The sequence below is a fragment of the Pseudorhizobium tarimense genome (assembly GCF_022968135.1).
Lineage (GTDB): Bacteria > Pseudomonadota > Alphaproteobacteria > Rhizobiales > Rhizobiaceae > Neorhizobium > Neorhizobium tarimense.
In genome coordinates, this window is the sequence record NZ_JALJRA010000026.1 from 20,961 (window position 1) to 35,758 (window position 14,798).

The window sequence follows — 14,798 nt, forward strand, 5'->3', positions numbered from 1 at the left end:
GCCTATAGAGGAGTGAACCATGGCTGCTAAAGACGTCAAGTTCAACATCGATGCCCGTGAACGCATGCTGCGTGGGGTCGACGTTCTTGCCAATGCCGTGAAGGTGACGCTTGGACCGAAAGGTCGTAACGTCGTAATCGACAAATCCTTCGGCGCACCGCGCATTACCAAGGACGGTGTTTCCGTCGCCAAGGAAATCGAGCTGGAAGACAAGTTCGAGAACATGGGTGCGCAGATGCTGCGCGAGGTCGCGTCAAAGACCAACGATCTGGCAGGTGATGGCACCACAACCGCGACGGTTCTTGCACAGGCCATCGTCAAGGAAGGTGCGAAGGCTGTTGCTTCGGGAATGAATCCGATGGACCTGAAGCGTGGCATTGATCTTGCGGTGGACGCAGTGGTCGCCGAGCTCAAGAGTAACGCACGCAAGATCTCCAACAATTCGGAGATCGCCCAGGTCGGCACCATTTCCGCGAACGGCGACACTGAGATCGGCCGCTACCTTGCAGAAGCCATGGAGAAGGTCGGCAACGAGGGCGTCATCACCGTCGAAGAAGCCAAGACCGCCGAGACCGAACTGGAAGTCGTCGAAGGCATGCAGTTCGACCGCGGCTACCTCTCGCCTTACTTCGTCACTAACCAGGACAAGATGCGCGTAGAGCTCGAGGATCCATATATCCTTATCCACGAGAAGAAGCTCTCCAACCTCCAGGCTATGCTGCCGGTTCTGGAAGCTATCGTTCAGTCCGGTAAGCCGCTGCTCATCATCGCGGAAGACGTCGAAGGCGAAGCTCTTGCAACGCTCGTCGTCAACAAGCTGCGCGGTGGACTCAAAGTCGCTGCCGTTAAGGCTCCGGGCTTCGGCGACCGCCGCAAGGCCATGCTCGAAGACATCGCGATCCTGACGGGCGGCACTGTCATCTCCGAAGACCTCGGCATCAAGCTCGAAAACGTGACGCTCAACATGCTCGGCCGCGCCAAGAAGGTGTCGATCGAAAAGGAAAACACGACCATCATCGACGGCGCCGGCTCCAAGGCCGAGATCGATGGTCGTGCCAACCAGATCCGCGCCCAGATCGAGGAGACGACGTCCGATTACGATCGGGAGAAGCTGCAGGAACGTCTTGCCAAGCTCGCGGGCGGCGTTGCCGTGATCCGCGTTGGTGGCTCGACCGAAGTCGAGGTGAAGGAGAAGAAGGATCGCGTGGACGACGCTCTGCATGCGACCCGCGCTGCCGTCGAGGAAGGCATACTGCCGGGCGGTGGCGTTGCACTGCTGCGCGCTGTGAAGGCCTTGGACAACTTGCAGACGCCGAACGCCGACCAGCGTGTGGGCGTAGAGATCGTCCGCCGGGCGATAGAGGCTCCGGTGCGCCAGATCGCCGAGAACGCTGGGGCTGAAGGCTCCATCATCGTCGGGAAGCTGCGCGAGAAGGCAGACTTCTCCTTTGGCTGGAACGCCCAGACCAACGAGTATGGTGACCTGTACACCATGGGCGTGATCGATCCGGCCAAGGTTGTTCGCACCGCTTTACAAGACGCGGCGTCAGTTGCTGGCCTTCTTGTCACGACGGAAGCCATGATCGCCGAGAAGCCGAAGAAGGAAGCCGCCCCGGCAATGCCTGCCGGCGGAATGGACTTCTAAGCTTCCGTTCACCAAAGCCCGTCTTCAGCCGAAGGCGGGCTCCGATCTATATCTTCCCGCCGTGACAGAAGAAGCCGCGGCGCCCACCTTGCGCTGCCTCGCAACCCTGCTCATAATCGCCGACAGAGACGGTTGTGTTGAAAACCTGTGCCTTGCGAAAGAGACAGCCGCCTTGACTGGCGATTTTGGACAGGCTTGAGGCGGCCAGGCTGGAAGCAGCCCGGACTCTCGTCCGTTCCGCCGAGAACGCTATAGATGCCATATCCGGGAGTGCTATCGGAGGATCTATTGGCTCCGTTCGATCAAGCGTCCAGAATGATGTCGCTTTCGTATCTTCGAGAATCCCAGGTCCATAGGCATATTGGTCTGATACAACGCCAATCGAGTACGCGAACCCTGGTCATTGACCGTCTGCACATACATCTGGTTATTTGAGCGACCCGTATGGCATGGGGCGTGAAAGCATTCACGGCAACGCGACTTCCTGATGGCCGCCAGAACGACGATGGCTTACGTCAAAGTTGCCCAATGATCCGTCAGAGGGTTCACGCGAACCCCCGCAGAGCTTGTCACCGGTCAGTCGGCCCAGACCATTTTTGTACGCATCACAGCATGTGGGCCGGATCTCGACTTTAACGTATGAATGGCATGTCAGCCCTGCCGCCTAAGCCGTCGTCAGCGCCGTTCTTGTCTTCAGGCTTGGTATCGCTTCGAGAAAGCGCACGTCACCATGCAAGATTGTCGGCAGTTTGGATGGCGTACAGGCATAGGCGATGCGCTCCGGTATCTCATCATGCCCATGTGTTACGCCAAAAAAGAACCGCGGCGCGCAGACTGTCTGGTTCAGAGTCGGCCAGGAGAGACCAATCGACACCAGATGCACCTGGTATGCGCGCACGTCTTCCAGCCCAAGACGGTCTGGCGATCGCCCAAAATAGCGCGAGAACTTCGTTACCGCCGCATACAGATAGGATCGCTGTGTGGCGGACGACAGATTGCGGATCGTCATGTCCTCGATCATCCGCTGGCGTAGAGGGCTCATCTCAATCATGGTAATCTCCCGTTCATCCGATACGCCCCTTATACCTTAGCATAATCGGGTTCCGCCAAGTGCTACAATTGTGGTTACATTTGAACAATGCGAACGAATCAGGCACTAGTAAGGGCCGGAAGACGGGGCTGCCTAACCCAACACCGAAGCTAGAAACTCGCGTGTCCGCTCGTTCTTAGGCTGGCCAAAGATTTCGTCCGGCGCGCCCTGTTCGCAGATCCGCCCCTTATCGAAGAAACAGACCCGGTCGGACACTTCGCGCGCAAATCGCATTTCGTGGGTCACGAGCAACATGGTCAGGTCATGCTCGTGCGCCAGGTCGCGTATGACCGACAGCACCTCGCCGACCAGCTGCGGATCGAGTGCGGAGGTCGGCTCGTCGAACAGCAGCACGCGTGGCCGCATGGCCATCGCCCGGGCGATCGCCACCCGCTGCTGCTGTCCGCCCGATAGCTGCACCGGGTAGTGGTCCCTCTTGTCTGCCAGTCCCACCATCTGCAGCAGTTTGATCGCCCGCGCCTCTGCCTCCGCCCGCGCCATCCCGAGGACCCGAACAGGGGCCTCGACAACATTGCGAAGGACGGTCATGTGCGGAAAGAGATTAAAGCTCTGGAAGACCATGCCGACGTGGTTGCGGATCTGTCGCAGGTGCGTCTCCGACGCCTGGAAAGGTCCTTTGCCACCGGGTTCGTGGTAGGAGGTGCCCGCGAGCGTCAGCTTGCCCTCCTGGAACGGCTCGAGCGTCATCAGAATGCGCAGCACCGTCGATTTGCCAGAGCCGGAGGGGCCAATGAGCGTGACCTTCTCCCCTTTCGCCACCGAGAAGTTGAAGTTGTCGAGCACCGTAAGGATGCCAAAACGCTTCGTGACGTCCGAAAACTCGATGATGTGCGGATCGTTGGTTTCGTTCATCGCAAGGGAATTCCTGCTTTTGGGAGAGCCTTCTGCAGCCGGTGAAGACCGGCGGAGCAGATCAGCGTCAGGAGTAGGAAGATCAGGCCAACGAGGGTCAGCGGCACGAGATATTCGAAGGTGCGTTCGCCGATCATGTTTGCGAGCCCCATCATCTCAAGAACCGTGATGACGGAAAGCACCGGCGTTTCCTTGATCATCGCGACGAGGTAATTGCCCATGGCCGGCACGATGCGCGGGATGGCCTGCGGAATGATGACGTCGCGGTAAGTTTGCATCCGGGTGAGGTTCAGCGCGGTGGCTGCTTCCCACTGGCCCCGGCCCACCGCCTCGATGCCGCCGCGATAGACCTCGGAGGTGTAGGCGGCATATTGCAGCCCGAGTGCCAGCGCCCCCGTCAGGAAGGCGGGAAGGACAATCCCGAAGTTCGGCAGCACGTAGTAAAGAAAGAAGAGTTGCACCAGGAGCGGCGTGTCGCGAAGGAATTCGACCACGAATGCTGTCGTCCAGGAGATGACCTTTACCCGGCTGCGGCGTAGCAGCGCGAACACGAGGCCAAGCACCAGCGCGATGGCAAAGCCCGCTGCCGCCGCCTTCAAGGTCACCGTCAGGCCGATCAGGATGATCGGAAGGATCGAAATCGTGTAGGTGAGCCAGGTGGTCGTATCCCATTCGTAGCCGTACATCATATCGACACTTCCTCAGGAATGGGCCGAGCGGGGGAAGACATCGCCGCGCCTGACGACATGTTCGATGATACGGATGGCAACCATCAGCACTAGGGACATCGCGAAGTAGCAGAGGAGCGTGACGGAATAGATGCTTGCGCTGTCCAAGGTCAGATTGCGGATCGACTGCGCCGTGAAAGTAAGATCGGCGATCGAGATCAGCGAGACGAGCGAGGACAGCTTCAGCGTTTCGATCGCGAGATTGCCGAAGGCGGGCATCATCTCGACGATCGCCTGTGGCAGTGAGATCCGGAACAGTGTCTGAAAACGATTGAAGTTTAAGGCGCGGGCAGCCTCCAGCTGCTGCGTGGAGACGGAGGATAGGGCACCGCGGACGATTTCCGCACCGTAGCCGCCGGCATGGGCAGCGAGAACCAAGATTCCGGTCGTGATAGGCTCGAAGCTAAGGCCGACCAGCGGCAGCGCGTAATAGAACCAGAACAGCTGGACGAGCAGGGAGGTGCCGCGAAACACCTCCGTGTAGCACAGCGCTATCGTAGACAGCACCGGCCCGCCTTCGACGCGCAGGATGCCGAAGAAGAACGCAAGTACCGCGCCGATAACGATCGAGGCAAGCGTGATCGTCATGGTGACGCCAGCACCTTGCAGGATCATCGGCAGGTATGCACTCCAGTCCATTCGGGTGTCTCCCTTGCAAGCTGTAGCGCCCGGGAGGCCCGGGCGCCGACCGTTGCTAGTTCCCAGCGCAGAGATCTGCGACGTTCTTCGCGGCGGCGGCCGCAATGCTCTGCTCCGATAGGCCGTATTTGCCAAGGATCGCCTTGTACTCGTCCGTCTTGCGGAACTCGACTAGGCCTGCGTTGAAGGCATCGCGCAGATCCTTGTCTTCCGGACGGAAAGCAAAGCCGCCATAGTTGCGCACTGGTGCACCATCGACGATCGGATCCTCGAACGGCGAAACCTGCTCAACCTGTTCCTGGCCCTTTGCGAGCTCGGAAACCGTCAGCTCAGTGGCCGCATAGGCGTCGACCCGGCTCTGAACGGTCGGGATGGCGTCCGCGTTCGCCTGGATGAAGACGATCTGCTCGTCCTTGACGCCCACGGCGCGCAGGAAGTCAACGTTGTTGGCACCGGAAACCACGGCAACCGTCAGCGAAGGATCCTTGGCAATGTCGGCATAGGTCGTCAGTCCCTTGGGATTGCCCTTCTTGACCAGGAGCCCTTCACCGTAGGACGAGTTTGGCTCTGTGAAGGCAACCTGCTTGCAGCGCTCCGGAGAGATGTTCTGCTCGGCCGCAACGAAGTCGAAACGCTTCGCCTTGAGGCCCGGAATGAGTGTCCCAAACGGCGTGACTGTCCAGTTGACCTCCTCGATGCCCATGGATTTCAGGACGGCGTTCGCAACGTCCGGTCCGATGCCGGCCGAGGTGCCGTCGGGCTGCATGTAAGAATATGGGACTTCGTTCGCCGTCGCGGCGCGAATATAGCCCTGCTCCTTCACCTCTTCGACGGTAAGGGCGTTGGCGGACGTGACGCCCATCACGAGCGCAAGGGCGGATAGCCCGGAGAGTCTTGAGATCTGCATGTCTATTCTCCTCTGGTTAGCATTTTTCGTGGCCCGTTTTCGGGTCTCACGTCGTACTTCCGGTCAATCTACTCCGTGATCGTTGCGATGACGGAGAGGCAGTCGCCGGCCTTGATAAGGCCGGGAACGTGTCGGGCCGCGAGCACGCCATCCATGGCGGCGCGGTAATCAATGGGTGGGACGCCGGTCCTGCTGACGGGGTAGACGCGGGCGATCACGTCGCCCGCCGCGACCGGATCGCCAAGATCGCGAACGAATGCAACCAGCCCGTCGTCTTCCGCGAAGGTGAAGCAGTCACTCGACGGCATGTCCAGCCAACGGGTCGGCCGGATCTGCGGCGCACCCTTCAGTATTGCGCCGTGGCGCAGGAGGTTGAGGGTGCCCTTGCGGGCGATGTCGATCGATTGGGCGCTCGCCGTGCCGGCACCACCGAGCTCTGTGGTGACGAAGACCTTGCCCATTTCCTCGGCTGTCGTATCCAACATTCCGACCGCATCGATCTCCAGCATCTTCATCGAGTACGGCGCGGAGAAGGCCGCGACCGCCTCGAAGCAACGTGCCTCCTGCGCCTTGTCCGTCAGTTCGTGGGCGGCGGCATAGGGCAGGAAGTCGAGGGTTTTTCCGCCCGAATGGAAGTCGAGCACGATGTCCGCCAACGGGATCAGGTGACGTGTCACGTAGTCCGCGATCTTCTCGGTCACAGTGCCGTCCGGCCGGCCCGGAAAACTTCGGTTCAGGTTCCCTCGGTCGATCGGCGAAGTCCGTGTGCCGGCCCTGAAGGCCGGATAGTTCAGCGCCGGCACGATGATGATGCGCCCGCTCACTTGCGACGGATCAAGTGTCCGCGCCAGTTCAAAGAGAGCGGCCGGGCCTTCATACTCGTCGCCATGGTTGGCACCGGTGAGAAGCGCCGTCGGCCCGCTGCCATTGGCGATGACGCAGATCGGGATCATCACCGAGCCCCAGGCGCTGTCATCGCGGCTGTAGGGCAACCGCAGATGGCCGTGCTGCGAACCCTTCATGTTGAAATCGACTGAAGGAGCGATGGGAGAGGGGCGGGGCGCGGTGGTTAGCATTATGTCATGCCTTCACGAACAGCTGGCGCGGCACATTGGAGAAACATTCGACGCCGGTTTCGGTGATCGCAATGCTTTCGGTGATTTCCAGTCCCATTTCTTCGAGCCAGAGACCTGTCATGAAATGGAACGTCATGCCGGGCATCAACTCCGTCCGGTCGCCGGGGCGCAGGCTCATCGTGCGCTCGCCCCAGTCCGGCGGGTAGGAAAGTCCGATCGGGTAGCCGGTGCGGTTGTCCTTAATGATCCCGTACTTCTTCAACACCGCGAAGAAGGCATTGGCGATGTCCTCGCAGGAATTTCCGGGCTTTGCGGCGGCAAGGCCTGCCTCCATCCCTTCCAGGGTCGCCTGTTCCGCATCGAGGAAGGCCTGCGTCGGCTTGCCGAGAAAGACGGTGCGTGAGAGCGGGCAGTGGTAGCGCTTGTAGGCGCCGGCAATCTCGAAGAACGTGCCCTCACCCGAGCGCATTGGCTTGTCGTCCCAGGTGAGGTGAGGAGCGGATGCATCCGCCCCGGAAGGCAGAAGCGGGACGATCGCCGGGTAATCGCCACCGAACTCCGCGGTGCCGCGTATGCCCGCATCATAAATCTCGGCGACGAGGTCGCACTTGCGCATACCCGGCTCGACGACGTCGACGATCCGCTTGTGCATCAGTTCGACGATCTTGCCAGCCTTGCGCATGTAGTCGAGCTCGGTCGGGCTCTTCACGGCGCGCTGCCAGTTGACGAGGCCAGCCGCATCCTTGAGGCGAGCATTCGGCAGATGCTTTTGGAGGGAAGCGAAGGCGGCCGCCGAGAAGTAGTAGTTGTCCATCTCGACGCCGACCGTGAGGCTGGACCATTTGCGTTCGTCGATGATCTGCGACAGCAGATCCATCGGGTGGCGCTCGGTCGACTGCACGTAATGGTCGGGATAGCCGATGATGTTGGCATGGTCGAGATAGGCGGTGCGCTTGGCGCCGTTGGCATCCTGCTTACGACCATACCAGATCGGCTCGCCGCTCGGCGGCACCAGGACGCATTGATGCACGTAGAAGGACCAGCCGTCATATCCGGTCAGCCAGTGCATGTTGGACGGATCGGTGACGATGAGGAGGTCGATCCCGTCCTTTTCCATGGCGCGACGGGTCTTGGACAAGCGCTCGGCATATTCCTGGCGCGTAAAGTTCAGCGTCACGCTCACGCCGCATCTCCCATGTTCACATCATTCTCGATTGTTTGGCCACATCCTGCATCTGCTGCGCGGGCGAGCGCGAGATTGGCAATTGCGGTATCCTGCACACCGGTTCCGGTGAGGTCGGCGAAGGTGATGTCGTCGGGCCCGATCCGGCCCCTGGCCTTGCCGGCGATGACGGCTCCAAGTTCCGCAAACGGCTGGTCCACGGTTGTGGTCCCAGCCTCGATGGCATGATGCAATTCGCCGAGGATGCGGGTCTGCGTGATGCGGTCTGCCACATAGGTTGCCCGAGCAAAAACCGCTGGATCGATCTCGTTCTTGTGCTCGGCATCCGAGCCCATTGCAGTCAAATGCTGGCCCGGCTCCAGCCACTCCGCCATCAGGATCGGCTTATCCGTCGGCGTGGTGGTGACGATGATGTCGGCGCCGCTTGCCGCCTCGCGCGGGTCGGCCACGGCAGTGACCTCGATGCCGTTCTGGCGTTCGAATTCATCGGCAAGCCTATGCGCTTTCCCGGAATCACGTGCCCAGATGCGGGCCGACCGGATCGGCCGCACCAGCGCCAGGGCTTGAAGCTGCAACCGCGCCTGCATCCCCGCGCCGAAGATTGCGGCAACCGAGGAGTCCTCGCGCGACAAATTGCGTGCCGCGACAGCACCCGCGGCGGCCGTGCGCACATCGGTGAGATAGCCGTTGTCGAGCAGCAGGGCCTCGACCAGCCCGGTTTTGGCGCTCAGCAGGATCATCAGCCCGTTGAGGCTGGGCAGGCCGAGCTTGGGATTGTCGAAGAACCCGGGGCTGACCTTGATGGCGAAGCTGTCGAAGCCCGGTACGTAGGCGGTCTTGACGTCCACTTCGCCGCGAAATTCGTGGATGTCGAGGCGCAGGATCGGCGGCATTGCGACAGGTTTGGTGGCAAGCGCCACGAAAGCCTGCTCCACGCAATCGACGGCAGAAGCGTCGAGCTTCACGATGGCGCGGAGATCGCCTTCCGTCAGGATGCGTATACGGTTCATCGGGTGCTCCTCCCGATGAGGCTCCGGTGTATCGCAGGATCAATGTTGCGGCCGGAAACGATGACGGCAGTAGGGCCAAGGAGTTGAACCTTGTTCGCCAGGATGGCGGCCATGCCGACTGCTCCCGCCCCCTCCACGACCTGGTCTTCTTCTCGTGCCGCATGCCGGATACCAGCAGCGATCTCGTCCTCGGTCAGCAGGACGACGTCATCGAGAAGGGCGCGGCAGAGCGCGAAGGTGACTCGGTTTGACAGCCCGATGCCGCCTCCGAGCGAGTCCGCCAGCGTCTCCTCCTCGCGGACCGCTACGGGCTTGCCGGCGGCGACGGCGGCATACATGGCCGCACCCCGCTCCATGGAAATCCCAATGATGCGTGCCTGCGGCTTCAAGGCCTTCGCCGCGACGGCAATGCCACCCGCCAACCCGCCGCCGGAAAGGGGAACGAGCACGGTCGCGAGATCCGGCAGGTCCTCGACGAGTTCAAGGCCGATCGTACCCTGACCGGCCACAACGTCGACGTCGTCAAAGGGCGGGATCGGAGTGAGGTCCAAAGTCTGCACCAGACGTTCTACTTCATCCTGCGCATCGTCCTGGGAGACGCCGACGATGCGGATATTGGCACCGAGCGAACGGATAGCCTCGACCTTGTTGGCCGGAACCAGCGACGACATGCAGATGGTGGCCGGCACGCCGAGTTCACGTGCGGCATAGGCGACGGCGCGACCGTGATTTCCGGTCGAGGCGGTGACGAGGCCGCGCCGCCTCGCCGCGTTGTCGCGCGACAGAATCGCGTTCATGGCGCCGCGCAGCTTGAAAGCGCCAATCGGCTGCAGCGTCTCGAGCTTGAGATGAACGGGCTGGCCGGCGCGTTTGGACAAGGTGGGAGAAGGGGTGAGAGGCGTGCGCACCACCCGGCCCGCGATGCGTGTGGCAGCCCGTTCAATGTCCGCCAGCGAAACCGGCAGAACAGTATTCTCGATCATTCTGGACGGGCACGCGCTCTTCATGATTGTCATGTTGCGAGCGAAGAAAAATCAAGTCAATTGTTATATTGTCATGATGCAATGATTCATCGCGAGCGTCAGCCGATGGAGCCTATATCATAGACCGGCGGCAGCTGCTCGAAAGTGTTGCGCACGGTCGTCAGTGCATTGCTGAGTGTCGCATGGCTCATCCGTCCGCCAAGACAGATGCGGATGCCGCCGCCGTGGCCGGCACCGGCGATGAAGGGTTCCGACGGCGAAACGGCGACGTTCTGATTTGCGAGGGCGCGCACCAGCCTGTCTTCCGTCCAGTGAGCCGGAACCTTCAGCCAAGCGCAGAGCGCGAGCGGGTGGCTGGAGGCGATATGCCCCTCAAGGACTGTCGCCGCGACTGACTGGCGTGCGCGCGCCTCTCGGCGCTGGACGTCGAGCAGCCTCTGGGCCGTACCGTTCTCGATCCAGCGGGTCGCGATCTCACCGCTCAGATAGGTGCCGCTCCAGCTCGACACGCGCAGGATCGACGCAGCGCGGATCGAATAGGACGGGGGGACCACCAGATAGCCGACGCGCAGTCCCGTCAGCACCGTCTTGGTGAAGCTGGTGACGAAGAAGCCGAGCTCCGGCAGCATTTCTGCCATCGACGGGAGATCCTCGTCGACCATCGGGCGGCACACCTCGTCCTCCACGACGAAAATACCGTAACGAGCGGCAATGGCGGCGATCTCCTTCCGCCGTACGGCTCCCATGACGTGCCCCGTGGGATTGTTGAGGGTGGGGATCAGGACCATCGCGCGTACTCCGCCGGCAGCACAGGCCGACTCCAGTGCGTCAGGCAAGATGCCTTCGCCGTCCGTGGGCAGGCCCTTCAGGCTGAAGCCCAGGACGTTGGACAGGCCGATGATGCCGTGATCGGTCAGGTTTTCGCACAGGATCACGTCGCCCGGGCGCGCGATACAGCTGAGCGCGAGAAAGACGCCGTGGGCTGCGCCATTGGTGACGAGGATGCGATCGGCACCGGCCGTGACGCCCAGTCTGCGCAGCCAGAGGCGCGCCGTCTCGCGGTGCCGGTCAAGGCCTGCAATCGGCCGACAGGGGCGCATGAAGCTTGCAGTGTCGCTTTCGGCAAGCTGGTGGAAGATCTCGCGGCAGGCCGCCTCATGCTCGTCGATATACACTCCGCGGATGATGGAAAGGTCGAGCACCTCGTTGGGGCTGTGATCGAGCATCATGCGCCCGGCGCGGTCGGTCACGCGGGCCTTGACGAAGGTGCCCCGGCCGATCTCGCCGCTGAGGAAGCCCAGCCGTTCCGCTTCCTTGTATGATAAGCTGACGGTCTGGACCGAAAGACCGAGATCGCGAGCCAGGTCGCGGTGCGTCGGCATGCGATCCATCGGCTTCAGCACGCCAGCATCGATATCGGCGATGATGCGCTCGGTCAGCGCCGCGTGCTTCGTCACGCCCTTCTGCTTGATGAGGTCCGGCCGCCACACCACCGGTCTCGTCGTGAGAACGGGACCGGTGGTGTGGGGATTGGCTTGGCGACGCATGAAATTGCCTCGTTATTCGAGAACCTAATTTCATGACATTATGCATGCTTCAGTGCAAAAGATGAAGCACTATGCAGTCGCACATTGTCTTTGCCTTCCTCATAAGCAATGTGCTGTGGATGGAGCAGATGGCGGCCGGGGTGAAAGGCCGCCGGTCCGGATTAGTCTAGTCAAACCGCTTCCCCGACTCGCACCAGATCGTCCATGACGGCACGAACCGCGGCTTCGGCAATGGAAACGATCTCGTCGACCTCGGCCTTCGTCGTCACCAGCGGCGGAGCGAAACCAAGGATGTCGCCATGCGGCATGGCGCGGGCGATGAGGCCGCGCTCGCGCGCCGCCTTCGACACGCGTGCTCCGACCGACAGGTTCTGCTTGAACCGCGTCTTCTTCTCCCGGTCCGCTACGAATTCGATGGCGCCCATCAGTCCGACGCCGCGCACTTCGCCGACAATCGGAAGCTGGGCGAACCTCGCCTTCAGCTGCTCCTGGAAATAGCTGCCCACTGTGCGGGCATTGCCCGGAAGGTCCTCCTTCTCCACAATGTCGAGGACGGCGTTTGCCGCGGCGGCGCCGATCGGGTGGCCCGAATAGGTATAGCCATGGGAAAATGCGCCGACGCCGTCGGCCCCGTCTTGCAGCACCTTGAACACCTTCTCGCCGACGATCGCGCCCGAGAGCGGGAAATAGGCGGAGGTCAGCCCCTTGGCGACGGTGATCAGGTCGGGTTCGATGCCGTAATGCTGCGATCCGAACATGGAGCCGGTGCGCCCGAAGCCGGTAATGACCTCGTCGGCGATGAGCAGGATATCGTACTTCTTGAGGACCGTCTGGACTTCCTCCCAATAGCCCTGCGGCGGCGGCGTGATACCCCCGGTTCCGAGGACCGGTTCGGCGATGAAGGCGCCGATCATGTCCGGATCCTCGCGCAGGATCAGAGCCTCGAGCTCATCTGCGCGGCGCTTGGAGAATTCCTGCTCCGTCTCGCCCGCTTCCGCGCCCCAATAATGATGTGGCGCTCCAGTATGGAGAATCCCTGCCCGCGGCAGGTCCATGTGGTCGTGATAGAAGCTCATGCCGGTCATCGAACCGGAAACGACGCTGCAGCCGTGATAGCCACGCTCGCGGGAAATGATCTTCTTTTTGTTCGGCTTGCCACGCAGGTTGCTGTAGTACCAGACGAGCTTGGCCTGGGTCTCGTTGGCGTCCGAGCCGGACATCCCATAGAACACCTTGCTCATCTTGCCCGGTGCCATCCTCACTAGGCGATCGGAGAGAATCGCCAGTTCATCCGTCGTGTGGGCGGCATAGGAGTGGTAGTAGGCGAGCCGGTAGGCCTGGCGGGAAATGGCTTCGGCGACTTCCGTCCGGCCGTATCCGACATTGACGCAGTAGAGCCCGGCGAAACCGTCGATCAGCTCCTTGCCATGTGCATCCTGGATACGGATGCCCTTGCCGGTCTCTACGATCGTCGGGTTGCCCATCTTGCCTGAGGCGAAGTCCTTGAGCTGCGTGAAAGGATGCAGGACCGAACTACGGTCCATTTCGGCGATCTGGTCGAGGTTGATGGTCATGGGGAGGCTCCTTTTATGCAGCGAGGTTGCCGAAGCAGACGTATTTTGCTTCGAGATATTCCAGCAGACCGTGGCGTGACCCTTCACGGCCGAGGCCGGATTGCTTCCAGCCCCCAAAGGGGATCGGTGCACCGGTGAACTTCGGTGTGTTGACGGCAACCATGCCGTATTCGAGCCGGTCGGTCAGACGCATCGCCCGTCCGAGATCGTTGGTATAGACATAGGCTGCGAGGCCCATCTCCGTGAAATTGGCACGGGAAAGCACGTCCGTCTCGTCATCGAAGGAGAGGATCGCAGCCACGGGACCAAAGGTCTCCTCGTGCGCGATCACCATGTCGTCGGTGACGTCGGCAAGCACGGTCGGTGTGACGAAGTTGCCGCCAAGCGGGCTGTCTTGGCCGCCACAAACGAGACGGGCGCCAGCCGACAAGGCTTGCGCAATCTGCTGGCGGCACTTTCCGGCAACGGAGGGGCGCGTCATCGGGCCGATTTCGACGCCGGGCTCGAGGCCGTGCCCGACGTTGAGTTCGCGCGTGGCCTTCGCGAACCGATCAACGAAACGATCGTAGATGCTGCGCTGGACATAGATGCGGTTGGCCGCAAGGCAGTCTTGGCCGGACGTGGCGAACTTTGCCTTGATGCAGTCGCTGACGGATCTGGAAAGATCGTAATCGTTGAACAGGATGAAAGGCGCATGGCCCCCGAGTTCCATCGACGCTTTCTTCACGGTCGCTGCAGATTGGGCGAGAAGGATGCGTCCCACCTCCGTCGAACCGGTGAAGGAAAACGCTCGCACGTCGGTATTCTCGAGAAGGCGCCGGGCAAGTGGCGCAGCTTCGCCGGTGAGAACCTGAAAGACGCCTACAGGGATGCCAGCGTGTTCGGCGAGCTTCGCGAGGGCTAGCGCGGAGAGTGGTGTTTCGGGTGCCGGTTTGACTATCATCGTACAGCCTGCCGCGAGAGCGGCGCCGACCTTGCGGGTGATCATGGCGGCGGGGAAGTTCCAGGGTGTGATGGCAACGGTAACGCCCAGGGGCTGCATCTGCACCGAAAGGCGGCTACCGGGCAGATGGCTCGGAATCGTCTCGCCATAGGCCCGCTCGCCTTCGGCAGCGAACCAGTCGAAATAACTCGCAGCATAGGAAATCTCGCCCAGAGATTCCGCCAGGGGCTTGCCCTGTTCGCACGTCATGATGCTGGCGAGGTCCTGAGCATTCTCACGCATCAGCCTGGCCCATTTTCGCAGGATCTTCCCGCGTGCAGCCGGTAGCCTCTCGCGCCAGTCGAGAAAGGCGCGCTTGGCCGTTTCCACGGCAGTGTCCGCATCTTCCAGGGAGCAGGAAGCAACGTCGGCGAGATGATCCTGAGTGGCGGGATCCATGACCGGCATTGTTTCGCGACGTTCCACCCATCCCCCACATAAGAAGGCGCGGCGCTCCAACAGATCCGGTCGCTTCAAATCTCTAAGGGCAGCTATAGCGATACCGTGCATGAGGCCTCCAAGGGTTTACACGCAGTCTAGTTGTGAGTGATGATCATGGCG

12 protein-coding genes and 1 pseudogene are annotated in these 14,798 nt (G+C 61.5%); 1 reads left to right on the plus strand and 12 read right to left on the minus strand.

What is annotated here, in order from left to right; all coding sequences use genetic code 11:
• Nucleotides 1-19: 19 nt before the first annotated feature.
• Complete coding sequence (gene groL / locus MUU54_RS22220) at nt 20-1,645, plus strand: chaperonin GroEL (protein WP_247246143.1); 1,626 nt, start codon at nt 20-22, stop codon at nt 1,643-1,645.
• Nucleotides 1,646-2,312: 667 nt separating this feature from the next.
• Here the strand turns inward: groL and MUU54_RS22225 are convergent.
• From MUU54_RS22225 to MUU54_RS22280, 12 genes and pseudogenes are all read right to left on the minus strand, one after another.
• Nucleotides 2,313-2,696, minus strand: a pseudogene (locus MUU54_RS22225) (phage integrase N-terminal SAM-like domain-containing protein); the annotation flags it as partial.
• 132 nt (nt 2,697-2,828) lie between these two features.
• Nucleotides 2,829-3,608 carry an ectoine/hydroxyectoine ABC transporter ATP-binding protein EhuA gene (ehuA, locus tag MUU54_RS22230; RefSeq protein ID WP_247246144.1) on the minus strand — a complete coding sequence of 260 codons (780 nt, stop codon included), beginning with the start codon at nt 3,606-3,608 and terminating at the stop codon, nt 2,829-2,831.
• A complete protein-coding gene (gene ehuD / locus MUU54_RS22235) occupies nt 3,605-4,297 on the minus strand; it encodes an ectoine/hydroxyectoine ABC transporter permease subunit EhuD (protein ID WP_247246145.1) in 693 nt (230 codons plus the stop codon). Before ehuD ends, ehuA begins: the two co-directional genes overlap by 4 nt.
• A 12-nt stretch (nt 4,298-4,309) precedes the next feature.
• Entirely contained in the window at nt 4,310-4,975 is a 666-nt protein-coding gene (gene ehuC / locus MUU54_RS22240) for an ectoine/hydroxyectoine ABC transporter permease subunit EhuC (RefSeq protein WP_247246146.1), read from the minus strand.
• A 55-nt stretch (nt 4,976-5,030) separates the two neighbouring features.
• Nucleotides 5,031-5,882, minus strand: coding sequence for an ectoine/hydroxyectoine ABC transporter substrate-binding protein EhuB (ehuB, locus tag MUU54_RS22245; RefSeq protein WP_247246147.1), 852 nt, complete (start codon nt 5,880-5,882; stop codon nt 5,031-5,033).
• 68 nt (nt 5,883-5,950) lie between these two features.
• Nucleotides 5,951-6,958, minus strand: coding sequence for a N(2)-acetyl-L-2,4-diaminobutanoate deacetylase DoeB (gene doeB / locus MUU54_RS22250; RefSeq protein WP_247246148.1), 1,008 nt, complete (start codon nt 6,956-6,958; stop codon nt 5,951-5,953).
• A 4-nt stretch (nt 6,959-6,962) separates the two neighbouring features.
• Complete coding sequence (doeA, locus tag MUU54_RS22255) at nt 6,963-8,141, minus strand: ectoine hydrolase DoeA (RefSeq protein ID WP_247246149.1); 1,179 nt, start codon at nt 8,139-8,141, stop codon at nt 6,963-6,965.
• A complete protein-coding gene (gene eutC / locus MUU54_RS22260; RefSeq protein ID WP_247246150.1) occupies nt 8,138-9,151 on the minus strand; it encodes an ectoine utilization protein EutC in 1,014 nt (337 codons plus the stop codon). Before eutC ends, doeA begins: the two co-directional genes overlap by 4 nt.
• A complete protein-coding gene (gene eutB / locus MUU54_RS22265; RefSeq protein ID WP_247246151.1) occupies nt 9,148-10,167 on the minus strand; it encodes a hydroxyectoine utilization dehydratase EutB in 1,020 nt (339 codons plus the stop codon). The genes eutC and eutB overlap by 4 nt, the downstream gene beginning before the upstream one ends.
• Nucleotides 10,168-10,232: 65 nt before the next feature.
• Nucleotides 10,233-11,681, minus strand: coding sequence for a MocR-like ectoine utilization transcription factor EhuR (ehuR, locus tag MUU54_RS22270; RefSeq protein ID WP_247246152.1), 1,449 nt, complete (start codon nt 11,679-11,681; stop codon nt 10,233-10,235).
• 170 nt (nt 11,682-11,851) lie between these two features.
• Nucleotides 11,852-13,255 (minus strand): aspartate aminotransferase family protein, encoded by a 1,404-nt coding sequence (locus MUU54_RS22275; protein ID WP_247246153.1) that lies wholly within the window; start codon nt 13,253-13,255, stop codon nt 11,852-11,854.
• A gap of 13 nt (nt 13,256-13,268) precedes the next feature.
• Complete coding sequence (locus MUU54_RS22280; RefSeq protein WP_247246154.1) at nt 13,269-14,747, minus strand: NAD-dependent succinate-semialdehyde dehydrogenase; 1,479 nt, start codon at nt 14,745-14,747, stop codon at nt 13,269-13,271.
• Between the last annotated feature and the right edge of the window lie 51 nt (nt 14,748-14,798).